The 22,534-nt window shown below is 73.0% G+C and carries 18 protein-coding genes; 10 read left to right on the forward strand and 8 right to left on the reverse strand.

Annotated features, from left to right (window positions below):
* Nucleotides 1–91: 91 nt before the first annotated feature.
* From Q9R28_RS12080 to Q9R28_RS12095, 4 genes are all read left to right on the forward strand, one after another.
* Nucleotides 92–2,332 carry an MDR family MFS transporter gene (locus tag Q9R28_RS12080; protein ID WP_066652372.1) on the forward strand — a complete coding sequence of 747 codons (2,241 nt, stop codon included), beginning with the start codon at nt 92–94 and terminating at the stop codon, nt 2,330–2,332.
* A 119-nt stretch (nt 2,333–2,451) separates the two neighbouring features.
* Nucleotides 2,452–3,042, forward strand: a complete 591-nt coding sequence (locus Q9R28_RS12085; RefSeq protein ID WP_066652370.1) for a TetR/AcrR family transcriptional regulator — start codon at nt 2,452–2,454, stop codon at nt 3,040–3,042.
* 182 nt (nt 3,043–3,224) lie between these two features.
* A complete protein-coding gene (locus tag Q9R28_RS12090; RefSeq protein WP_311206206.1) occupies nt 3,225–4,274 on the forward strand; it encodes a hypothetical protein in 1,050 nt (349 codons plus the stop codon).
* Between the two features lie 256 nt (nt 4,275–4,530).
* Nucleotides 4,531–4,953, forward strand: coding sequence for a glyoxalase (locus Q9R28_RS12095; protein WP_066652363.1), 423 nt, complete (start codon nt 4,531–4,533; stop codon nt 4,951–4,953).
* Between the two features lie 6 nt (nt 4,954–4,959).
* Here Q9R28_RS12095 and Q9R28_RS12100 read toward each other — a convergent pair whose 3' ends face one another.
* Nucleotides 4,960–5,244, reverse strand: a complete 285-nt coding sequence (locus tag Q9R28_RS12100; protein ID WP_066652361.1) for a hypothetical protein — start codon at nt 5,242–5,244, stop codon at nt 4,960–4,962.
* A gap of 64 nt (nt 5,245–5,308) precedes the next feature.
* On the opposite strand from Q9R28_RS12100, the gene Q9R28_RS12105 reads away from it, so the two are divergent.
* Nucleotides 5,309–5,617, forward strand: coding sequence for a hypothetical protein (locus tag Q9R28_RS12105; protein WP_066652360.1), 309 nt, complete (start codon nt 5,309–5,311; stop codon nt 5,615–5,617).
* Nucleotides 5,618–5,671: 54 nt separating this feature from the next.
* On the opposite strand, the gene Q9R28_RS12110 is transcribed toward Q9R28_RS12105, so the two are convergent.
* Complete coding sequence (locus Q9R28_RS12110) at nt 5,672–6,484, reverse strand: glycoside hydrolase family 16 protein (protein WP_311206207.1); 813 nt, start codon at nt 6,482–6,484, stop codon at nt 5,672–5,674.
* 295 nt (nt 6,485–6,779) lie between these two features.
* Here Q9R28_RS12110 and Q9R28_RS12115 point away from each other — a divergent pair, with 295 nt between their 5' ends.
* A complete protein-coding gene (locus tag Q9R28_RS12115; protein WP_311206208.1) occupies nt 6,780–7,658 on the forward strand; it encodes a DUF808 domain-containing protein in 879 nt (292 codons plus the stop codon).
* A gap of 128 nt (nt 7,659–7,786) precedes the next feature.
* On the opposite strand, the gene Q9R28_RS12120 is transcribed toward Q9R28_RS12115, so the two are convergent.
* The 5 genes from Q9R28_RS12120 to Q9R28_RS12140 form a co-directional block, all read right to left on the reverse strand.
* The gene (locus Q9R28_RS12120; protein WP_066652356.1) at nt 7,787–8,002 is read right to left on the reverse strand and encodes a hypothetical protein; all 216 of its coding nucleotides are present in this window, start codon (nt 8,000–8,002) and stop codon (nt 7,787–7,789) included.
* 100 nt (nt 8,003–8,102) lie between these two features.
* Nucleotides 8,103–10,052, reverse strand: a complete 1,950-nt coding sequence (locus Q9R28_RS12125) for a potassium transporter Kup (protein ID WP_251160559.1) — start codon at nt 10,050–10,052, stop codon at nt 8,103–8,105.
* A 444-nt stretch (nt 10,053–10,496) separates the two neighbouring features.
* Nucleotides 10,497–11,201 (reverse strand): 5'-methylthioadenosine/S-adenosylhomocysteine nucleosidase, encoded by a 705-nt coding sequence (gene mtnN, locus Q9R28_RS12130; protein WP_251160560.1) that lies wholly within the window; start codon nt 11,199–11,201, stop codon nt 10,497–10,499.
* A gap of 47 nt (nt 11,202–11,248) precedes the next feature.
* Complete coding sequence (locus Q9R28_RS12135) at nt 11,249–12,364, reverse strand: HAMP domain-containing sensor histidine kinase (protein ID WP_311206209.1); 1,116 nt, start codon at nt 12,362–12,364, stop codon at nt 11,249–11,251.
* On the reverse strand, nt 12,361–13,059 hold the full coding sequence (locus Q9R28_RS12140; RefSeq protein WP_311206210.1) for a response regulator transcription factor: 699 nt from the start codon (nt 13,057–13,059) through the stop codon (nt 12,361–12,363). Before Q9R28_RS12140 ends, Q9R28_RS12135 begins: the two co-directional genes overlap by 4 nt.
* A gap of 88 nt (nt 13,060–13,147) precedes the next feature.
* Between Q9R28_RS12140 and Q9R28_RS12145 the strand changes: the two genes are divergently transcribed.
* From Q9R28_RS12145 to Q9R28_RS12155, 3 genes are read left to right on the forward strand one after another with little or no spacing between them, the layout of a single operon-like run.
* Entirely contained in the window at nt 13,148–13,828 is a 681-nt protein-coding gene (locus tag Q9R28_RS12145) for a M15 family metallopeptidase (protein WP_311206211.1), read from the forward strand.
* Nucleotides 13,825–14,982 carry an alanine racemase gene (alr, locus tag Q9R28_RS12150; protein WP_311206212.1) on the forward strand — a complete coding sequence of 386 codons (1,158 nt, stop codon included), beginning with the start codon at nt 13,825–13,827 and terminating at the stop codon, nt 14,980–14,982. The genes Q9R28_RS12145 and alr overlap by 4 nt, the downstream gene beginning before the upstream one ends.
* Entirely contained in the window at nt 14,979–15,950 is a 972-nt protein-coding gene (locus Q9R28_RS12155) for an ATP-grasp domain-containing protein (RefSeq protein ID WP_311206213.1), read from the forward strand. Before alr ends, Q9R28_RS12155 begins: the two co-directional genes overlap by 4 nt.
* Nucleotides 15,951–15,991: 41 nt before the next feature.
* On the opposite strand, the gene Q9R28_RS12160 is transcribed toward Q9R28_RS12155, so the two are convergent.
* Nucleotides 15,992–21,448, reverse strand: coding sequence for a discoidin domain-containing protein (locus tag Q9R28_RS12160; protein ID WP_311206214.1), 5,457 nt, complete (start codon nt 21,446–21,448; stop codon nt 15,992–15,994).
* 203 nt (nt 21,449–21,651) lie between these two features.
* On the opposite strand from Q9R28_RS12160, the gene Q9R28_RS12165 reads away from it, so the two are divergent.
* Nucleotides 21,652–22,509 carry a formate/nitrite transporter family protein gene (locus tag Q9R28_RS12165; protein ID WP_066652338.1) on the forward strand — a complete coding sequence of 286 codons (858 nt, stop codon included), beginning with the start codon at nt 21,652–21,654 and terminating at the stop codon, nt 22,507–22,509.
* Nucleotides 22,510–22,534: the final 25 nt, after the last annotated feature.

A 22,534-nucleotide genomic window follows, 5' to 3' on the forward strand; every position in this document is an offset into this window, starting at 1 on the left:
CTCCCGTCCGTCGCCATTTAGTTGCATTCCGGAACCACCGGAGGTATCGTTGCGCGGTCTGCAAAGTTACACAGTACGAAAAAGGAGTTCGATGACCGCCACCGCACCCGTCTCGGTGCAGCAGGGCCGCGACACCGCCGGCCCCGACGCGGCGACCGGCGCGCACGCGCCCGGCACCTCCGGCCAGCAGCCGCTCATGACGCACCGCCAGATCCTCCTGGTGATCTACGGCCTGATGGCGGGCATGTTCCTGTCGTCCCTCGGCCAGACGGTGTTCGGCACGGCGATCCGCACCATCGGCGACGACCTGCACGGCCTCGACCAGCAGGCATGGGTGACCACGGCCTACCTGATCACGTCGACGATCGCGACGCCGATCTACGGCAAGCTCTCCGACATCTTCGGCCGACGGCCGCTCTACATCTTCGGCATCGTCGTCTTCATCCTCGGCGCCGTGCTGTCCTCGATGTCCACCTCGATGCTCATGCTCGCGGCCTTCCGTGCCGTGCAGGGCATCGGCGCCGGCGCGCTCATGTCGCTGCCGCTCGCGATCATGGGTGACATCCTCGCGCCGCGTGAGCGTGCGAAGTACCAGGGGTACTTCCTCGCCGTGTTCGGCATCTCGTCCGTCATCGGACCGCTCATCGGCGGCCTGCTCGCCGGCTCCTCCGAGATCCTCTGGATCACCGGGTGGCGCTGGGTGCTCCTCATCAACGTGCCGATCGGCGTCGCCGCGCTCATCATGGTGATCGTCTTCCTGCACCTGCCGAAGGTGCACGGCAAGGGCGACAAGCCGAAGGTCGACTGGTGGGGCGCGACGGCCGTCATCGTCACGCTCGTGCCGCTGCTGCTCGTCGCCGAGCAGGGCCGCACCTGGGGCTGGGGCTCGCCCGCCGCGATCGCCAGCTACGTGATCGGTGCGCTCGGACTCGTCGCACTGCTGCTCGTCGAGTCGAAGATGGGCGACGCGGCGATCATCCCGCTGAAGCTCTTCCGCTCCGGCACGTTCTCGATGGCGACCGTCATCGGGTTCCTGGTCGGCTTCGCGATGTTCGGCGCCATGCTGACCATCCCGCTCTACCTGCAGATCGTCGTGGGCCTGACCCCGACCGAGTCGGGCTTCGCCACGCTGCCGCTCGTCGGTGGGCTGATGATCGCGTCGATCACCTCGGGCCAGATCGTCGCCCGTGTCGGCCGCTACCGGATCTTCCCGGTCATCGGCACGTTCCTGGTGTCGGCCGGCTACGTCGTCCTGACCTTCATGACGATCGACAAGCCGCTCTGGTTCCTCATGATCGGCATGTTCCTGATCGGCCTCGGGCTCGGCTCGGTCATGCAGTCGCTGACCCTGGCGTCGCAGGGCTCGGTCGAGGCCCGGGACATGGGCGTCGCGACCAGCTCGGCGACGTTCTTCCGGCAGATCGGCGGAACGCTCGGCACCGCGGTGCTGCTCTCGATCCTGTTCTCGGTCATGCCGAGCAACATCCTGACGGCGACCGCGAACCAGGCCGACCTCAAGCCGGCGCTGTCGGCCGCACTCGACCCCGCGGTGGCGAGCAAGCCGGCCAACCAGGGCGCGATCGACACGATCTGGGCCCCGATCACCACCCCGCTGCAGCAGACCGTCCAGGGGAAGCTCGACGACGCCTCGGCGCAGGCGAAGCAGGCGGCCGACCAGGCCGTCACGCAGCAGGTCACCGCGGCCGTGCAGCAGCAGGTCGCCGCCGGTGCCGTGCCCGCAGCCGCGGCGCAGGGCGTGATCGACCAGCAGGTCGCAGCGGCCACCCCGGCGGCAGAGTCCGCAGCCCTCGAGGCCGTGGCGGACGAGGCGCACGCCAGCGTCCAGGACGGCACGGTGTCGGTCGACTGGTCGAACGCCTCGCAGCGGTCGTACTGGGTGGACGAGCTCACGCCGGCCCTGGCGAAGCAGATCGACGACGGTGCCAGTTCGGACTCCGCGGCGACGAGCACGAACGACACCTCGTTCCTCACCGGCGCCGACAGCCGCCTCACGCGGCCGTTCATGGCGGGCTTCAACGCCTCATCCGTGACGATCTACTGGGTCGGACTCGGCGTGATCCTGCTCGCCTTCGTGCTCACCTGGTTCTTCCGGGTGCCGCCGCTGCGCCAGCGCTCGGCGCTGCAGGAACAGCACGACGCCGCGAACGGATCCTCGTCAGACGGCTCCTCGTCCGACGGTTCCTCGTCCGATGTCGACCGCTCGGCGCCGTCGGCCGAGGCCGAGCTCGAGGCCCGCGCCGGGCTCGCAGCAGCCGAGGCCGGATCGTTCACCGGGCCGATGACCGGCTCCACGCCGACCCAGCGTCGGTGACCCCCGGCCGCCCGCACCCCGCCCGGGGTGCGGGCGGCCTCCCCGTGCCGGACCCGTCCGGCGCAGACGACCCGGCCCACCGCAGCACACGGTGGCCGCCCAGCACCACAGGAGTGCACGTGAGCACCACAGCAGCACCGGAGCCGGTCACCGCACCGTGCACGTTGCGCGAGCGGAAGAAGCAGCAGACCCGGCAGGCGCTCCACGACGCCGCCCTGACGCTCGTCTCCGAGCACGGTCTCGACGGCGTCACCGTCGAGCAGATCTGCAGCGACGCCGACGTCTCCCCGCGGACCTTCTTCAACTACTTCACGTCGAAGGCGCACGCGGCGCTCGGTCTCGACACCGTCGAGGTGCCGGAGTGGGCGGCCACGCGCTTCGCCGAGGCGGACGGCCGACTCGTCGACGACCTGTGCGTCCTGATCGCCGCGACCGTCCCGCTCTCCCAGGACCGCCGCCGGATGAAGGAGCTCCTCGTGCTCCGACCCGAGATGGCACCGATGGTCATGCAGTGGATGGCCGAGTCGCGGCAGTCGCTCCTCGCCACGGTGTCGTCGCGCACCGACGAGCAGACCGCTCGCACGGCCGTCGGACTCGTGCTGTCCGCGCTGTCCGAGGTCGCGCACCGCGACACCGTCGGTGACAGCGACGAGCTCGCGGTGAAGCTCCGCACCGTCGTCGCCGAGATGGGCGCGATCGCCGCGTCCTGATCCGCGCCCGCGGTGCGACGCACGGTGCCGCACGGCGCTGCGGGGTTCCACAGGGTCCCTTCGGGAAGCCGCAACCGATCGTCCGCGAAGGTTCCTCGCCGCCTACGCTCGCGGCACCGGACGTACCCGACGACCGGTCCCGGCGCGGTCTCCCGACGCTCCGGGGATCCGCGAGGAGCACCATGCACCACGTCCCGAGCGCTCGGTCCGCAGCGCGCACCACCGCCGCGGCCGCCGCCGTGCTGGTCGCCGCCGCACTCGGCGTCCTGCCGGCCGCCACGGCCCGGGCCGCCACCCAGCCCGTGTCGGCGTCGACAGCGTCGTCGTCGCCGACACCGGTCACCCCGCCGACGACAGCGGACGTGCCGTCCTCGCCGACGACGGCGGACGTGCCGTCCTGGGCAGCGGCCACCAGCGAGTCCTCCCCCCAGGTGCTCCCGACCGTCCGGGCCGGCGAACCGTCCTCCGCCGACCTGCGCGCACGGGACGCCGACGGAGCCGCGTACTCGCTCACCACCGCGGACGGCGCCACGGCCCACCCGGACGACGGGCTGACCTTCGCCCACGGTGTGCTCTCCGGCACCCCGACCCACGCGGGCACCGCCACCGTGCGGGTCACCGCGACGACCGCGGTCGGCTCCGCGGAGCACTGGGTGCGCTGGACCGTCCTGCCCGCTGCCGCCACCGGCGTCGGCGTGGTCGTCCGCACCGTCCCCGCCGCGTCGGACGGGACGTACACCTGGGTCGGTGCCGACGGCCGGGTCTACCCGGATCCGCTGGGCGTGGCGCTCGGCGGCTCCCTCACGCTCGAACCGTGGACGACCGACCGGTTCGGCAACACGGTGGCGGTCGCCGAGGACGCCGAGGTCCGTGCGAGCGACGACGCCGACCGGGTCGACCGCGCCGACGGGACCGTCACGGTGACCTTCACCGGTGCGGCGTCGCAGACCGTCCGGGTGTCGGTCGACGGCACCGCGACCACGTTCCCGGTGCGGGTGACCGGCGGACGGGCGGCGACCGCTCCCGAGGGAGACGCCACCACCGCAGCTCGGGTCGGGCAGGACCCGGACGGTGGTCCGTCGAGCGCCCGCTCCGTCGCGGACACCGCTGGCGAGCTCGCCTGGACCGGGGCCGATGCCGCCGTGCCGATCGGCTGGGCCGTGGCGCTCCTCACGCTCGGCACGGCCGTGGTCGGACTGCGCCGGGCGCGTCGGACGCGGCACCGCGCCTGAGCCGGGCGGCCGGCCCGAGACGCCGGCGTTTCGCCGTGCCGGACGGGTCCGAGACGCCGGCGTCACCGCGAGACGCCCCCGATCGCGCGAGACGCCGTCCTCTTCGGCGGCGTCTCGGCACGACACCGGCGTCTCGGCACGACGGCGGCGTCTCGGCACGACGCCGGCGTCTCGGCACGACGCCGGCATCTCACGTCGACTACGGACAGGGAGGCCGAAGGGGGCCCGCCTGCGAGCACCGGAGTACGGTCAGCCCATGGACGGCACAGCCCCGACCCCGTACCTCCTGCTCCCCGGCACCGCCCGCACGGCGCTCGCCCGCTGGCAGCAGGTCTTCGGCGGCGACGTCCGCGTCACCTCGTACGAGGAGGCCGCTCGCGAGGACGGGCCGCCCGGCGCCGTGGCGCACGGCGAGCTCGTCGGCCCGGTCCGGCTCTTCGCCGCCGACACCGGCCCCGACGACACCGCGCTCGCGGTCTCCGGCTTGTTGTTCGCCCTGCTCGGGAGCGCCCGGCCCGAGGTGCTCCGGCGGTGGTTCGTGGACCTGGCCTCCGACGGCACGGTGGTCGACGACCTCCAGGAGCGGCCGTGGGGCGACTGGGACGGAACGGTGCGCGACGCGTTCGGGGTGACCTGGTTGATCGGGTTCGAACGGTCAGCGCTCGACGACCAGGACTGACCAGCCTCAGTCCGTCGGGTGCTCGTCGGACCCGAGCGGGAGCAACGGCGCCCAGAACGCGTCCGGGCCGTCCGTGACGACGGCGTCGGCCTCGAAGCGGAACCCGTACCCGCGCACGAAGTCGAGGGCTGCGACCCGCTCGTCCTCGGCATCGTCGGACGCAGCGTCTGGGAGGTGCACGCCGTGCCCCATCCGGACGCCGGAGTCGCTGACGAGGGTGAGGTCCCACCGGCCCTCCTCCGCGCGCTCGATCCGGACGACGGCGGCCTGTGCAGCGGTGAAGTCAGCCATGCAGCGGATCCTACGGACGGCCGCCCGGGCGCGTTCAGGGTGCCGACGCCCGTACCCTGACCGCATGGACACCCCGCAGCCGTCCGGCACGACGAAGCGCCGGATCACCCTCGACCTCGGTCGCCCCCTGCTGACCTGGGGAGCCCGACCGACGGTGACGATCGACGGCGTCGGTCACCCGGCCCAGTGGGGCACCGGCACGTGGGCGGTCGCCGACGACGGGTCGACCCGGATCGGCGTCTCCTGCTTCAACCGCCTGTGGCACTTCGGCACCGCCAGCGGCACGGTCGGCGATGCCGACGGCTTCGCCTACCGCAGCGGCGCACTGCCACTGGGCCGCGGTCGGCTGACCGCCCGTCGCACCGCAGGCTGAGCCCGGAGGCGCGGTGCCGGTGGGCGGTCCCGCTCACCGGCACCGCGCCTCCCGTCAGTCGTAGATCGCGATCCAGTCGACGCTCACGTGCCCCGAGGCGCCCGCCGGCACGCGCCCACCGGTGTCGGTCTCGGCCTGCAGCGTGACCCGCATCGGCTTCGTCGGCACGGCCTTCGTCGTCGACGCGACCAGCTTGCCGTCCCAGAAGAAGCGGACCACCTTGCTGTCCCACTCGGTGGTGGCGACGTGGTAGCTGCTCGTGTCGGTGGCCGCGAAGGTCTCACGCTCCGGCTGGAAGGTCATGGCGCCGTTCCGCAGGCTGCCCGGGACGGCCGACGCGGGTCGGGGCTTCGCGCCGAGGGCCGCTTCGGGCCAGTCGATCTCGCCCTCGTTCCACCGGTCGCTCGACGGCCACAGGATCACGACGAACTTGTACCCGGGGGTCTTCGTGGTCTTGTAGCGGATCGAGACGCGGCCGGTGCGGTGCGGCGCGTAGCCGTCGGGCATGACGGCCGCGGCGAGCGGCTGACCGCGGTCGGCCCGCAGCCAGAAGTCGAGCGCACCGTTCTGCACGCTCAGCACCTTCGACGGTGTGTAGCGCCCCTGACCGCTCGTGTCGGAGAACCCGTCGTACAGGCCCATGCCCGGGTACTTCGCGGCGACCTTGCCGGCCGGCGCGGCCGTGGCGAAGTCCTGCCGGTAGGTCTGCTTCCAGGTCCGACCGTTCGACACGACGGTGCCCTTCGGGGCGGAGGTCGTCGTGGTCGACGTCGGTGCGGCGGACGCGGAGGGGGGAGCCGAGACATCGGCGACCGCGCCGACTGCGAGCACGGCGACGGTGAGGGCTGCGACGATCGAGGACTGCAAGGGGCGCTCCTGCCTGTGGGCGCCGACGTGGGTGGCGTCGGCGGACCGTGGTGGTGGTGCTCGGTGTGCCCTGCTGTGTCGGCTCGGGAAGGGCTGCCGTCAGTGGAACGACGGGCGGCTGCCAGGCAACCCCCAGCGGCGTACCCCGTTCGCGCGAGCAGAACGGTCTGACTGCGCGCCGCTCCACGGATGTCGGCACGGACCCGCCGTCGCACGTACCCCGATCTGGGGGAAGCGCCGGCCGGTGGGAGGGCGCGGGACGGACGCCGGTGACCGCTCCAGTAGGGTGAGCGACATGTCAGTCGGGTTGCTCGCCGTGGTGGACGACATCCTCTCCGCGGCCCTCAAGGCCAGCGCGAAGACCGCGGGGGTCGTGATCGACGACGCGGCGGTCACACCGCAGTACGTCCAGGGACTGCAACCGGCTCGCGAACTCCCCGTCGTCGGGCGCATCGCGCTCGGCAGCCTCTTCAACAAGTTCGTCATCATCATCCCGTTGGCGCTGCTGCTGTCGGCGTTCGCCCCGTGGGTGCTGCCCTGGCTGCTCGTCATCGGCGGCACGTACCTGTGCTTCGAGGGCGCCGAGAAGGTCACCGAGTGGTTCGGTGTGCACCACGAGGCCGCCGGCGACGCGCAGCCGACCACGGAGCCCAAGCTCGTCTTCGGCGCCGTGCGCACCGACCTCATCCTCAGCACCGAGATCATGCTCATCGCCCTGTCGAGCCTGGACACCGGGCTCGACTTCTGGCCGAAGGTCGGTGCCCTCGCGCTGATCGGGCTCGGGATGACGGCCCTGGTCTACGGCGCCGTGGCGCTCCTGGTGAAGGTCGACGACATCGGCCTGCAGATGATGAAGAACGACTCCCGGCGGACCCGCCGTGCCGGTGCGCGGATCGTGCGCGCGATGCCGACGGTGTTCCGGGTCATCAGCATCGTCGGCACGGTCGCCATGCTCTGGGTCGGTGGGCACCTGGTGATCGCGAACCTGGCGGAGACGTTCTGGGCGGGCCCGGAAGAACTGCTGCACGTGGTCGAGCACGCGGTCGAGGTCGCCGGCCCGGTCGTCACGTGGATCGTCGACACCGCGGTGTCGGCCGTGTTCGGGCTCGTGCTCGGCATGGTCGTGGTCGGCATCGTGCTCGGTGTCGGTCGCCTGCGGGGCCGCGCACACTGACCCGGCCGGGCTCCCCCGACGGCACGGTCCGCGCGGTCCTCCTGGCGCGCTGTGGACGTGGCCGGCAGGTCGTCACCGCGACCGGGCGGAGTGCTGCGGCGGCCCGGTCCGGCCGAGGGACGGCGGCCTCAGGCGTCGCCGACCGCGGTCTCCCACTGGTACCAGGCCTCGAGCTGCGCCTGCGCACTGCCGAGGGCACTGTGCGACCCGCGCACCGATCCGTCCTCGGACTCGAGCTCGTACTGCCGCTGGAGCGTGATGCGGGCCAGCACGCGGCCGTCGGCCCACGCCGACCAGGAGGCGTCGCTGTCCTGACGCCAGGTGAGGTCGTTCCGGTGTGCCATGGTGCGGCTTCCGTTCGGTGCCGCAGGAGCCCGGGTGGCGGAACGACCCGTCGGACGCTACGCCGTCCGCCTGGACGGTGCTCAGCCGCACGGACGGCGCTCAGAGCTCGACGTCGCTGCCCATCGTCACCGTGCGCTGTGCCGGCAGCCCGAAGCGCGCTGCCGGATCGGCCGCGTTGTGCGCCAACCCGACGAAGAGCTTCTTCCGCCAGCGCGCCATGCCGCGGTTGCCTGCCTGCGGTCGGAGCGCACCGCGGGAGATGAAGTACGACGCCCCGGCGATCGCCTCCGGATCGACGTCGAGCACCTCGGCCAGGCACGCGGCGTGCAGTGCCCGCGGCAGGTCCTGGTCGTCGGAGAACCCGAACTTCACCGTGATGTGGTCGATGCCGTCGTCCTCGTACCCGAGGTCGTCGCGGAAGAACGCCTTGGCGTGCGGCACGTGCGGCACGTTCGCGGTGAGCACCGAGACGATGATCACGGTCCGGTGCACCACGTGGTTGTGCTCGACGTTCGCGCGGAGCGCCAGCGGGGTCGTCTCCTTGTTGGGGTGCGGGAAGATCGCGATGCCCTCGACCCGTGGGACGTGCTTCGTGTTGATGCGCTCGATGAACTCGGCGAGTGAGCCCTCGCGTTCCTTGCGTTCCTCCTGCACGAGCTGCCGCCCCCGGCGCCAGGTCGTCATCAGCGTGATCACCGCGAGGGCGATGAGCAGCGGGACCCAGCCGCCGTGCACGATCTTCGACAGGTTGCCGGCCAGGAAGGTCAGCTCGAGCCCGCCGAAGACCACCGCGGCCAGCACGAGCTTCCACGTCGCCCAGTGCCAGAGCGGCTTGACGACCAGGAGCAGCAGCAGCGTGTCCACGACCAGCGCGCCGGTCACCGACACCCCGTACGCGGTGGCGAGGCTCGCCGACGACCGGAAGGCGAGCATGATCGCGAGGACACCGATGAAGAGCAGCAGGTTGACCGCCGGCAGGTAGATCTGGCCGCCTTCCTCCCGCGAGGTCTGCCGGATCGTCAGGGGCGGCAGTAGCCCGAGCTGGACGGCCTGGCGTGTGAGCGAGAAGGCGCCGGAGATGACCGCCTGGCTCGCGATCACCGTGGCCATCGTCGCGAGCACGACGACCGGGATCTGCAGGGCGTCCGGGAAGAGCAGGAAGAACGGGTCCTTCGCCGCCGAGGGGTCCTGCAGCACCAGCGACGCCTGGCCGAGGTAGTTGAGCACGAGCGCCGGGAACACCACGAAGAACCAGGCGCGGAGGATCGCCGGACGGCCGAAGTGGCCCATGTCCGCGTACAGCGCCTCGGCCCCGGTGATGACGAGCACGACGGCGCCCATCGCCACGAACGTGATGTACGGGTGGGCGACGAGGAAGGAGATCGCCCAGGTCGGCGAGAGCCCCTGCAGCACGCCGGGGTGCGCGACGATGTGCGGGACGCCGGCCGCGGCGATGACCACGAACCAGAGCAGCATCACCGGACCGAACAGGTTGCCGACCTTGCCGGTGCCGAACCGCTGCACGAGGAACAGCAGCACGAGGATGACGGCCGCGATCGGCACGATGAGGTGCTCGAGCGACGGCGCCGCGGTCGAGAGCCCCTCGACCGCGGAGAGCACGGACACGGCCGGGGTGATGACCGAGTCGCCGTAGAAGAGCGAGACACCGATGATGCCGATCACCAGGAAGACCGTCGCGCCCCCGCGCCGCTTCGCGTAGAGCCGGCGCGCCAGTGCGGCGAGCGCCATGACCCCGCCCTCGCCGTCGTTGTCGGCGCGCATGAGCACGAGCACGTACTTGATCGACACGACGATCGTGACGCTCCAGAACATGATCGAGATGACGCCGTAGACGTCCTCCTGGTTCGCCTTCACGATGCCGCCGTCGATGGTGAACACCGTGCGGAGGGCGTACAGCGGGCTGGTGCCGATGTCGCCGAACACGACGCCGAGGGCGGTGAGGGCGAGGGCTGCGATGCCCTTCGCCGGCCCGTGCGAGGGGTCGTCGACGGTGTCGCTCGTCGGCGCCGGGGAGCGGGTCTCGGTCACGCTCGTCACTTCCGTCCGGGCCGTCCGTGCGACGGCCGCGGATCATCATCGCACCGGCGGAGCGTCGAGGCACTCGGCTGGCGCCCAACCGTGCACGAGTGTGCGGAGACCGGCTGTCGTGCAGGAGCCGTACCCCGTCCCCTCGACGCGTACAGGAACCGCGTCCTACCGTTCGGGTCGATGCGAGCGCGGACGTCCCGCGCACGGAAGGAGTGCACCATGGACCTCGACGGGTTCCAACCGGCCCAGCTGATCGTCTTCGTGATCGCGGTCGTCCTGGTGTTCGGCGGCCTGATCGCCAGCCGCCGGCGTCGCTGACCCGGCGCTCACCCGGTCTGCCGGCACGCGCGTCCGACGCGGGCGACCGACGGACGGGAGGCGCGGGACCGACGGGTGCCCTGCCTCCCGTCCGGTGGGCGGTGGCGGTCGCTGGTGGTCGCCGCTTCAGGCCGCCAGGTCGAGCAGCACGTCGTGCGCCACGCGCGCTGCGCGTGCCGACGCGTCGTCGAGGTGCTCCCGGAACTCGTCGCCGTCCGGTGCGCACAGGTCGCTGATCCCACGGATCGACAGGAACGGCATGTCGTGCACGTGCGCGAACTGCGCGATGGCCGCGGACTCCATGTCCACCGCTGCGACCGCGGGGAAGACCTCGCGCAACGCACGGGCGCGCCCCTCGGTGACGAAGACCTCGCTCGAGCCGATGGTCGCGGACCGGATGCGGTACGGCGTCCGAGCAGCGGCGGCGCGGGCGAGCATGCGGGAGTCGGGCGCGTACTGCGGCGGCATCCCGGGGACCTGCCCGAGCGCGTAGCCGAACGCCGTCGCGTCCGCGTTGATGTTCACGTAGTGCTCGCCGACGACGACGTCACCGATCTCGATGCCGCGCATGAGCCCGCCGGCGGTCCCGACGCTGAGCACCGGGACGGTGCCGAAGTCGTGGAAGCAGTGCGCGACGGCGGCCGTCGCGTTCGTGAACCCGATGCCGCTGCGGCGGAGGGCGACCACCGATCCGCCGACGTCGAGCAGGTGGTGCTCGTCGTGTCCGCCCACCGGCCCGTCGTCGATGACGACACCACCCAGCAGGGTGGCGACGGCGGAGAGTTCCTCGGTCATCGCGGCGATGACGACGGCGACGGGCGTTGCTTGCACCGACCGATCCTCGCACGGAGCGGCTCGGCTCCCGTGCACGACGGCGGTCACGCGGCAGAGGACGGCCCGGCCTGGCACCCCGCGGCGGGCAGTGCCACCTCGACGACGAGACCGCCCTCCGGACGTGCGGCGACGTCGAGCGTGCCACCGTGCGAGGTCACGATCGCCGCGACGATCGCCAGACCGAGACCGGCGCCGGCGTCGTCCTCGCGCCGCCGCGAGGCCACCCGTTGGAACGGCTCGGTGAGGGTCGGGACGACCGCGGCCGGCACGACGGCACCGGGGTTCTCGACCACGACGACCGACGCGCCCTGCCGGGTGCCCGTCGTGACGCGGACCCAGCCGTCCCGCCCCGGGCCGACGTTGTGGACGACGGCGTTCTGCAGGAGGTTCGTCACGAGCTGGAGCAGCAGGGACGTCGAGCCGGTCGTCCACGCCGTCGCCGTGACGGGCTCGACGTCGATGCCCCGCGCCTCGGCGAGGGGCAGGACGGTCTCGACGGCCTCGTCCGCCAGGAGCGACAGGTCCACCCGCTCGCGGTCCGGGAGCTCCCGGCCGGCTCGTGCGAGCACCAGCAGGGCCTCGGTCAGGTCGACCGCCCGCTCGTTCACGTTCCGCAACCGCTCGAGGACCCCGGCCGGGTCGCGGTCCGGCTCGCGGGCGGCGACCTCGAGCAGCGCGCGCGTCGTGGCCAGCGGCGTCCGCAGCTCGTGCGAGGCGTTCGCCGCGAAGCGCTGCTGCTCCGCCACGTACGCCTCGAGCCGTCCGACCATCCCGTCGAACGCGTCGGCGAGGTCGCGGAACTCGTCGCGTCGCCCGGGGAGCGCGACGCGGTGCGCGAGCGACCCCGCCGCGACCTGTCGCGTGGCGTCGGTGATCCGGTGGAGCGGCGCCAGCACCCTCCCGGCGAGGAACCACCCGCCGACCAGCCCGACGACCACGAGTCCCACGGACACCGCGGCCGCTGCGGGGACGAACGCACGGACGAGGTCGGAACGATCCGGGACGTAGCCGTCGGTCGTGGCCAGGTTCCCGACGGGCACGTACCGCAGGAGGAACACCCAGACCACGGCGAGGATCAGCGCTCCGGTGAGCACCACCACCCCCGCGTAGCTGAGGGCGAGTCGCACCCGCACGCTGGCGCCGCGGCGACGGTCGGTCACGAGCCGCCGTCCGTCACGCCGTCGGCACGCGGTCCGTCGGTGTCGATGCGGTAGCCGACGCCCGGCACGGTGGCGATCACCCACGGCTCCCCCAGGCGCTTGCGGAGCGCCGACACCGTGATCCGGACGGCGTTCGTGAAGGGGTCCGCGTTCTCGTCCCAGGCGCGTTCGAGCAGCTGCTCGGCGCTCACCACCCCGCCACCGGCGCGGACGAGGACCTCGAGCACGGCGAACTGCTTGCGGGTGAGGGCGACGTGGTGGCCGTCGCGGAAGACCTCGCGGCGGAACGGGTCGACCCGCAGCCCAGCCGCTTCGAGGACCGGTGGGCGCTGCTCGCCGCTCCGCCGTGCCAGCGCGCGGACGCGGAGCACGAGCTCCCGCAGTGCGAACGGCTTCGTCAGGTAGTCGTCAGCACCGACGGCGAAGCCGGACACCTTGTCGTCGAGACGGTCGGCCGCGGTCAGCATGAGCACCGGGACGCCGGCGTCGGTCGCGACCAGGTGTGCGGCGACCTCGTCGCCGGTCGGCCCGGGGACGTCCCGGTCGAGCACCGCAACGTCGTAGCGGTTCAGTGCGAGGAGCTCGAGCGCGGCGTCCCCGTCCTGCGCGACGTCGGCCGCGATGGCCTCGAGGCGGAAGCCGTCGCGGACGGCCTCGGCGAGCAGGGGTTCGTCCTCGAGGATCAGCACACGCACGGCACCGATGCTAGGCGGCGGTACGTGTCGGGAGCGTATGCGGAAACGCGTACGCTCCGACGACACGGTCCACGCTGCACTGGTCGACATGCAGCACCGTCCCGCTCCTCCCTCCGTCCCCGTCCCCGCACGCCCGCGACGAACCGAGGCCGTCCTGGTCGTCGTCCTCCTCGCCCTCGTCGCGGCGATCGCCGTCGTCCTCGTCGTGCTGTCCGCCGTCTCCGGCCGCCCCGGAGCGACCGGCGGCGCACCGGGGCACGGCCTCACCGGCGCCTCCGCCGGCACACACGACGACGGCACGACCGGCGCCGCCACCGGATCCGCCGCCGGCGAGGTGCCGTCCGGCGCGTCGGTCTTCGACGACGACCTGCCCGCGGTCGCACGACTGCAGCCGGACCTGCTCGACGCGGTCCGTCGCGCTGCCCGGGACGCCGAGGGCGAGGGCGTGCGCTTCGTCGTGAACAGCGGCTGGCGCTCCCCCGCGCTCCAGGAACGACTCCTCGACGACGCCGTCGCCGAGTACGGCTCGCGGCAGGAGGCGGCGCGCTGGGTCTCGACGCCCGAGACGTCGCTCCACGTCCGCGGCGAGGCGATCGACATCGGGGACTGGGATGCGGCCACGTGGCTGCAGGACAACGGCGCTCGGTACGGGCTCTGCCAGGTCTACGACAACGAGGCGTGGCACTTCGAGCTCCGGCCGGACGCCCCCTCCGACGGGTGCCCCCGCAAGTACTGGGACCCGACCGGCGACCCGCGGATGCAGCAGTGACCGCGTCCGGGTCGCTCCTGACGGTCCACGACGACGCCATCCGCGCCAACACGACCTTCTTCGCCGCCCTGACGGGCGGACGGTTGATGGCGGTGCTCAAGGCCGACGGGTTCGGGCACGGGGCGGTCGCACGGTCCGTCCTGGAGGCCGGGGCCGGCTCCGTCGGTGTCACGAGCGTCGACGAGGCGCTCGCGGTCCGCGCCGAGGGCGTGACCGCACCGGTGCTGAGCTGGCTGAACCCACCGGACGCGGACTTCGCCGCGGCGGTCGGCGCCGACGTCGCGCTCGCCGTCGCCGACCCCGCCGTCCTGGTCGCCGTCGTGGTCGCGGCACGCGCCGTCGGTCGCGCGGCACGGGTGCACCTGCACGTCGACGTCGGCATGGCCCGCGAGGGGTGTGCGCCGGCCGACTGGGCAGCGCTGTGCTCGCTGGCGCGCGAGGCCGAGGGCACCGGCGCGGTCCGGGTCGTCGGCGTGATGGGGCACATGTCCTCGGCGGACCGCCCCGAGGACGACCAGAACGTCCGCGAACGCCTGCTCTTCGGCAACGCCGTCCGGACCGCCCGTCGCCGCGGGCTGACCCCGTCCACGGTGCACCTCGCGGCCACCGCTGCCACGCTGACCGGCGTCGGGGCCGGGTTCGACCTGCACCGGATCGGCGCCGGACTCTTCGGCATCGACCCCTCGGGCACGACCGACCGGCTGCGGCCGGCGCTGTCACTGACGACCGCGGTCGTGTCCTCGCGCTCGGCGAGGGCGGGCACCCGCATCGGGTACGGCGGGACGAGCACGACCGCGTCCGCGACGAACCTGGCGCTGCTGCCGCTCGGGTACGGCGACGGTCTCCCCCGCGCTGCCTCGGGCCGGGCCGAGGTCCTGGTCCGTGGGCGCCGGTGTCCGGTCGTCGGGCGCTTCTCGATGGACAGCGTCGTCGTCGACACCGGCACCGAACGCACGTCCCCGGGCGAACCGGTCACCGTGTTCGGCCCCGGGGACGGCGGCGAACCGACCGTCGCCGAGTGGGCGGCGTGGGCGGGGACGATCCCGCACGAGCTCGTCACGCGGATCGGCAGCCGGGTCGCCCGCGTGCACCGCACCAGCACCAGCACCAGCACCAGCACCAGCACCAATCCGAGCACCGAGGAGCACCCGTGACCGACCGACCACACCACCGCGTCGCCGTGATCGGCGGCGGCGCGAACGACGAGCACGACGTGTCCCTGGCCTCCGCGGCGGCCGTCGTCGCCGCACTCCGCACCGGCGGCCACACCGCGGTCCCGCTGACCGTCGGCCGTGACGGCACGTGGCACGACGAGGGCGGGGCGCTCCTGTCCCCGGCCGATGCCGTCGCCCGGTTGACGTCCTGCGACGCGGCCTTCCCGCTGCTCCACGGCGAGCACGGCGAGGACGGCGCCGTCGCCGGGCTGCTCGACCTCGTCGGCGTGCCCGTCGTCGGCTCACCGGTCCGAGCCGGCGCCCTCGCGGCGGACAAGTGGGTGACGAAGACGGTCGCCGGCGCGGTCGGCATCGCCTGCGCGCCCGCCGTGCGCGTCGCGGCAGCGGTGTCGGCGACCGAGGCAGCGGCGGCCGTCCCGTCCGCACCCCCGCTCGTGGTGAAGCCGACGTCGGCCGGGTCGAGCAACGGCGTCACCCTGGTCCGGCGGCACGACGACCTGACGGCGGCGATCGAGCACGCACGCTCCGCCGGCAGCACCGTACTCGTCGAGTCGTTCGTCGCCGGGCGTGAGGTCGACGTGGCGCTGTTCCGCGACCGGTCCGGCGTCCTGCGGTGCGGCGCGACACTGGAGATCGCCACCGACGAGCGCGGCGTCTTCGACCGGGAACAGAAGTACGACGGTAGCGCCCCGTTCCGGATCCCGGCCGGCCTGTCGGTCGCCGAGCACGCAGCGGTCACCGGGGCCGCCGCCGTGCTCTACGAGGTCCTGGGCTGCGCCGGGGTCGCCCGCTTCGACTTCTTCGTGACCGGTGACGGGGTGGTGCTCAACGAGGTGAACACCGCGCCGGGCTTCACCGAGCAGTCGCAGGTCCCGCGGATGTACGCGGCGGTGGGCCTCGGCTACGTCGAGCTCGTCGACGAGCTGCTCGCCGCGGTGCTCGGATGATCCGGCGGGCGGGCGGCGGGGTGTGCCGCCCGCCGCCCGGTCTACCGGACCTCGAACCCGTAGACCGAGTAGCCGTACGGTGTCGCCCGGTCGACACCCTGCAACCGGATCTGCCGCCACGTACCGGACAGCGGGACCCGGTCGGTGCCGCCGTCACCGTCGGTGACGGTGACGATGGTCGTCCACGCGCCCGTCGTCCCGTCCCGTCCCTCGATGCGGTAGGCGCGGCCGTACGCGTCCTCCCACCGGATCGTCGCCTCGTGCACCTCGTGCCGCGCGCCGAGGTCGACGTCGAGGCGGGCGTCGTCCCGGTGCTCGCTCGCCCACCGCGTACCCGGGTCGCCGTCCACCGCGTGGCGTGCCGGGGTCCCGGCCGACTCGTCGCCGGACGACGACGCTGCGGCACGTCGAGCGAGGTCCGGCGTCGGCGAGCCCTCGGTCGAGAACACCCGGAACGACCACACCGAGACGCCGTACCGCGTCGTGCGCGAGTCGGCCACCAGGCGCACGAAGCGGGCCCGGACGCCGTCGAGGTCGTGCGTCTCCGTCCCGCCCCGTCCCTCGGTCGTCGTCGAGACCGTGCGCCACGGGTCGGATGCCCGGTCGCGGACCTCGACGTGGTCCGACGCCGCTGCAGCCGTCTCCCAGAGGACCTCGACGCGGTCGAGCGGCAGCACCGAGCCGAGGTCGACGGCGAGCCACTCGCCGTCGCGAGCCGTGCTCGACCACCGGGTGGTGTCGTCGTCGTCCACGGCTGCGTCGCCCGACAGGTCCCCGCGCTCGTCGGACGAGGTCGTCACCCGCTTGCCGACGGCGACGTCGCGGGAGACCGCGGGCGACTCACCCTGGTCGAGGGTCGTGAGGACGGCCTGCCCGGTCGCCGCACCACGGACCGCGCGGACCGTCGCGGTGGCACCGCCGCGGTCCGGCAGGGTCGCCGTGCCCGAGGCGCTCACCGTCGCACCCTCGTCCGCGGTCCAGACGGGCTGGGCGTCACCGGTCAGCAGACCGCCGTAGCCGTCGGCGTCGAACCCGTACGCGGCGAGCCGGACGGAGGAGCCGGGCAGCACCGTGACGCTCCGCGGGGCGACCAGCAGGTCGCGCACGTCCACGTCGGCGGTGGCCGGTGTCCCGGTCACCTGCACGTCCCACACCGAGTAGCCGTACTGGGTGAGGCGGTCGGTCATGTGCAGCCGGACGAAGCGGGCGGTCGCGCCGACCGGCACGGTGTCCACCGACGCGTCCGCGTTCGTGACGGTGCGGACGTTCCGCCAGGGGCCGTCGTCCGTGTCGGACACCTGCACGACGTACCGTGCCGCCGCGGCGTTCTCCCACGTGACCCGGACGGAGTCGACGTCCCGCGCGGACCCGAGGTCGAGCGTCAGGTCCACCGTGTCGACGCCGTGCGCGCTCTCCCAGCGGGTGGCGGGGTCCCCGTCGACGGCCTTCGCCGCGGTGTTGCCCCCGTCGGTCGAGCTCGCGGTCGCGGTGGTCCCCTCGACCACCGGGACCGAGGCGATCGACGACACGACGGCACTGCCCTCGACCCCGCCGGCCTCGACCCCGCCGGCCTCGACGTCGCCCACCGTCGCGACGACGTAGCCTGCGCCGGGCGCGGTGGTGGTGAGGGTCCCGTCACCGGTGACCGTGCCGGGAGCGGTGGTGCTCCAGGCGACGTCGGCGGGCAGCGGAGCCGGGTCACCGTACTGGTCGCGCCCCTCGGCGGAGAACGTCACCGACTCGCCGACCACGGCACGGGCGGTGCCGGGCGTCACGGCGATGCCCGTGAGCACCGGTGCCGGGGCGACACGGACGTCGTACGCGTCGGAGACCGTGCCGACGGTCGCGGTCACGGACACCTGGTCCGCCGCGGCCCCCGCGTGCAGGGTGCCGTCCTGGTCGATCGTCCCCGCACTCGTCGACCACCGCACGTCGTCGAGCGGCACGGTCGCGCCGTACTGGTCGTAGCCGGTCGCGGTGAACGCGGTCGTGCTGCCCGGGGCGAGCGTGCGCGGGTCGCCCTCCGTCCCGACGACGACCTTCGCCAGTCGGGCATCGAGGTGCGACGTGATCTGCGTCCGGGCGGGCACCGCGATCTGCCCGACGACCCGCTGCCCCGCGTACACGTCGTAGGTGCGCTGGACGTCGTCGACGTTGTCGATCACGTAGGAGTACGTGCCGTCGGCGGCGCGGAACACCTGGCTCAGCGGGTTCGACGTGTGGCGGTCGGTGACCTCGTGCCCGACGGTGCGGTTCGACATCGCCTGGTGGTAGACCATCCCGGCCATCGACTGTCCGGTCACGGTCGGGTCCTGCGCCTCCCAGAGCGCCGCGTGGACGTCGGCGTAGGTGTCCGGGTCGTACTGGGCGAGGAACCCGAGGACGACGTTGCCGAGTGCATCGCCCATCTCGCTGAAGACGGCGGCCGCGCGGGCGGTGTCGGCGCCCGGGCGGTGGTGGGTCAGGTCGACGCCGTACAGCCGGCCGATGGTGTCGGGGTCCGCCCGGTAGTCGGTGACGAGGAACGGCAGGAGCGGCGACGGCTCCGGCCAGTCCCCCGGCTGCCGGTCCGCCGTCGGGCCGTCGAGCTGCGCGGGCACGAGTGCCGCCGGCAGGGCCTCGGGTGTCCACCACCGGGACGGGAACACGACGGAGCCGCCGTCGTCGACCGAGACGTACAGCGTGTCCGTCGACCGGTCGTACAGGGGGTTCGTCGCGGTCTTCGCGGTCACGTAGCCCGGGTGGTTCCGTTCCACGGCCCGGATCGCGTCCTGCAGCTCACCGATCGCCGCCGGCCGGTCCCGCGTGATCGCGACGTCCCCGTAGGTACCGACGCCCCACCACTTCTTGGTGAGCATCTGCACGTGCCCGGCGTTGCCGTCCACGACGCCGTCCTGCCCGACGACCTCGCCCCGGGCTGCCATCATCTGCCGCATGATCGCCTTCGAGAAGTCCGGGTCCCACCCGAAGTACGTGAACCACGGCGCGGTCGGCATCCACTGGATCCCGTAGATCCACGCGGGGTCGCCGGAGAAGTACGTGGCCTCGGCCTGCCCGGAGTCGAAGAGGATGCCGGCCTGTCCGGCGTCGTACGCCTCGGGGAACGCGCCGTCGCCGTCGTACGCCGCCGACGCCGGGTTGCCGTGGGCGTTCTGGTAGTAGTCGCGGACGGCGGCACGCTCGGTGACGTACTGCACCGCACCGGCTGCCTGCATGTCCTCGTCACCGAGCACCGACCCGAGCAGGAACAGCCCGGCCTCGGACTGGATCGCCTCGGACGACGACTCCTGGTTGTTGCCGCCCGGCGAGGACACACCGCCGGCGTTCGAGTGACCGGTCCACACGCCGAAGGTGCGGAAGTGCGGGAAGCGCTCGTCGTCCCGGTCCCAGTTCGCGTACTGCTTCGCGACGAGGGTCGCCATCTCGCCGTACCGCTGTGCCCACTCGGGGTCGGCCCGTCCGAGCAGCGCGGTCGCGAGTGTGAAGTAGCCGTAGTGGAAGTGGTTGTCGTTGAACTGGGCGGACCCGTACGAGTCGCCGAACCCGATGAGGGCCTTCCACGTCGGGTACATCGCGAAGAAGTGCTCCCGCTCGCCCTCGCTGTACGTGTACCAGTCCGTGAGTGCGCGCTCGAGGGTCGCCCGCATCCGGTCGGCGTCCTCGGTGTCGCCGATCTGGTCCGCGACGCTCATGTACGCGCCGAGCTGCTGCAGGTCCTTGCCGCCCCAGTAGGTGTCGCCGCCGTAGGTCTCCTTCGCGGCGTAGTCCGACAGGTACTGCCGCATGACCTCCTCGCGGTACGGGTCGTCGCCCGTGCTCGTCGGCTCGGCGCCGATCGGGGTCAGCCCGCTGAAGGCGTACCGCAGCGTCCAGCCGTCGTGCCCGACGGTCGTCCTCATCGTGCCGCGCGGCGTCGCGTACGTGGCTCCGGTGAACGACAGGTCGTGCGTCGCCTCGGCGTACTGGTGCTGCAGCCAGCCCTGGACGGTGTCGTGGTCCGAGCCCTGCAGCACGTCGGTCTGCAGCGACCACCGCTGCTCGACCTGACCCGCCGCGGGGTCGTACGAGTAGTCCATCCGGGTGTCCCGCGGGACGGCGAAGGCCGTGCGGTGCAGGTCGTCGAGCGTCAGCCCCTGCTCGGGCACCGCGCTGAGCACGAGGAAGGGGGTGCCCGCGGATGCCTCGAGCACGTTCCCGGAGCGGGTGAAGGTGGTGCCGGTGGGCGCGTGCACCCCGAACACGTGCCCGTCCTGCCGGATCTCGAAGCGGTCGGTCGTGATCGTCCCGGTGAGTCCGCGGCCGTCGGCGTCGGTGAGCGCGGCGCCGTCCTGCAGGGTGATGCGCGGGGTCATGCCGTGGAACTCGAACCACTCGTACGGCGACCCCTGCACGCTCGTCACGTCCATGTACTGACCGCCCGGTCCGGCCTGCGGCATCCGCCAGCTCACGTTCCAGTCGCCCCAGCGCAGGGCGTCGGCCCGATCGGCGGAGAACGCCGTGGTGAAGCGCTCCGCGATGCCGTCCGGGGCGTCCGTGAGCAGCACCTGGTCGACCAGGACGTGCGCCCACCCGGCACGGAGCGAGTCGACGACCCGGACCTGCGCCGTCCGTCCGCGGTACGCGCTGACGTCCCACGTCGTCCAGCGCAGCTCCTCGCTGTCCGCGCCGGTCGCCTCCTCGACCACCGCGCCGTCGACGAGCAGCTGCACTGCCTCGGCCCCGGGGTGTCGGCCCCCGCCGACCAGGAAGGCGAGGGCCGACCGGTCGACCGTGAACCCCGGCGAGGTGAGCGTGCCGGTCGCGCCGTCGCCGTCGCGGTCGGTGAACGAGTCGACGAACCCACCACCGAGCCAGCCGGACACGGCGCTCTGCCCCGACGCGGTCCCGGACGAGGTCCCGGCGAAGGCGTCACCGGTCGTGGTCCACCCGTCGGGCAGACCGTCCTCGAAGTCGGCGAGCACCCGGTCGGAGGCGTCCGGCGTCGGGTCGACCGTGCCGCCCACGGTGACCGGCGCGTCGAGCCGCATCGCGGTGCCGTCCGCGTTCCAGGACGTCGGGAGGGTCACCTTCGTCCCCTGCGCACTGTTCGACGACACGAACGGGTACGCCCACATGTCGCCCGAGTACCTGCTGACGAGCAGGTCGGTCCACCACTGGTTCGTGGGGACGGGCTTCCCCGCCTGCGACGGGTCGACGTACAGGTGCTGGTCGACGGTCTTCCGCACGTCGGCGACGGACGCGATCTCCGCCGGCGGCGTCGGCGCGTACGAGCCGGCCCCGACGCGCACGCCGTCGACCTGCGGGCCGGCAGCACCGGGAGCGGATGCGGCGGCCCGGTCGACCGGCGGGTCTGCCGGGTCGGCGGCTCCGGTCCCTTCGGCAGGGTCCGGCAGGACCGTCGGGAGGGTGCTCGCCGACGCGAGGTCCGCGGCGGCGACGGGCGCGAGCGAGAGCCCGCCGAGCAGGAGCGTGACGACGACGGTGCGGACCAGGTGCACGGAGGGGTCCCTTCCGGGGGCGGAGGTTCGGCGGGGCGTGCGTCGGGTCGCAGGGACCCCTGTCGGCAGGCCCGCGCTGGACGTCAGGAGAAGTGAGGATCCGTTCTAGAGATGCGGTGGCGGCACGACCCCGCTGCGCGTCCGCCGGGCCCCGATCCGCACCGTCGTCGGCTCCCAGCGGGCCCGGGGCTACCGTCGGACCGGTGACGGACGAACGACGCCGCGAGGTCGGCGACAACGACGCCCCGGTCGAGGACGAGATCGAGGAGTCCTTCGACGCGGTGGTCGACGAGGGGGCCGAGCGCCTGCAGCGGACCCTGCGGGTGGTGCTCGCGACCGGGTTCGCCGGCGGCCTGGAGATCGGGCTCGGCGTGATGGGGTACCTGGCCGTCCTGCACGAGACCGACAGCCACCTGCTCGCGGGCCTCGCCTTCAGCATCGGGCTCGTCGCGCTGTACCTGGCGCACAGCGAGCTCTTCACCGAGAACTTCCTCGTGCCGATCGTGGCGCTCGTCGCCCGGGAGGGCACGGTGTGGCAGCTCGTCCGGCTCTGGGCGGGGACGCTGGTCAGCAACCTCGCCGGCGGTTGGGTCGTGATGTGGCTCGTCGTCCAGGCGTTCCCGCAGTGGCACACGGTGCTCGAGGAGTCCGCCCGGCACTACGTCGACGCCCCCTTCGGACTGCAGACCGCGGTGCTCGCCGTGCTCGGTGGGAGCACGATCACCCTCGTGACCCGCATGCAGCAGGGCACCGACTCCGACCCGGCGAAGCTCGTCGCGGCGGTCGCCGGTGGCTTCCTGCTGGCCGGTCTGCAGCTCTTCCACTCGATCCTGGACTCGCTGCTGGTCTTCGGCGCCATCCAGGCGGGGGCGTCGATCACGTACGGCCAGTGGGCCGCCTGGTTCGGCTACGTGCTCGTGTTCAACGTGCTCGGCGGTGTCGTGCTGGTGACGTCGCTGCGCCTCATCCGGTCGGCGGACCTGCTGCGCGGTCGACGGCGCGACGCGCCGGACGCACCGGACCGTGCGACGGGCGAGCAGGAGCGGGGCACCGCGCGCTGACCGGACCGGGTGCCGGACGGGAGGC

This window comes from Curtobacterium sp. BRD11 (assembly GCF_031844345.1).
Taxonomy (GTDB): domain Bacteria; phylum Actinomycetota; class Actinomycetes; order Actinomycetales; family Microbacteriaceae; genus Curtobacterium.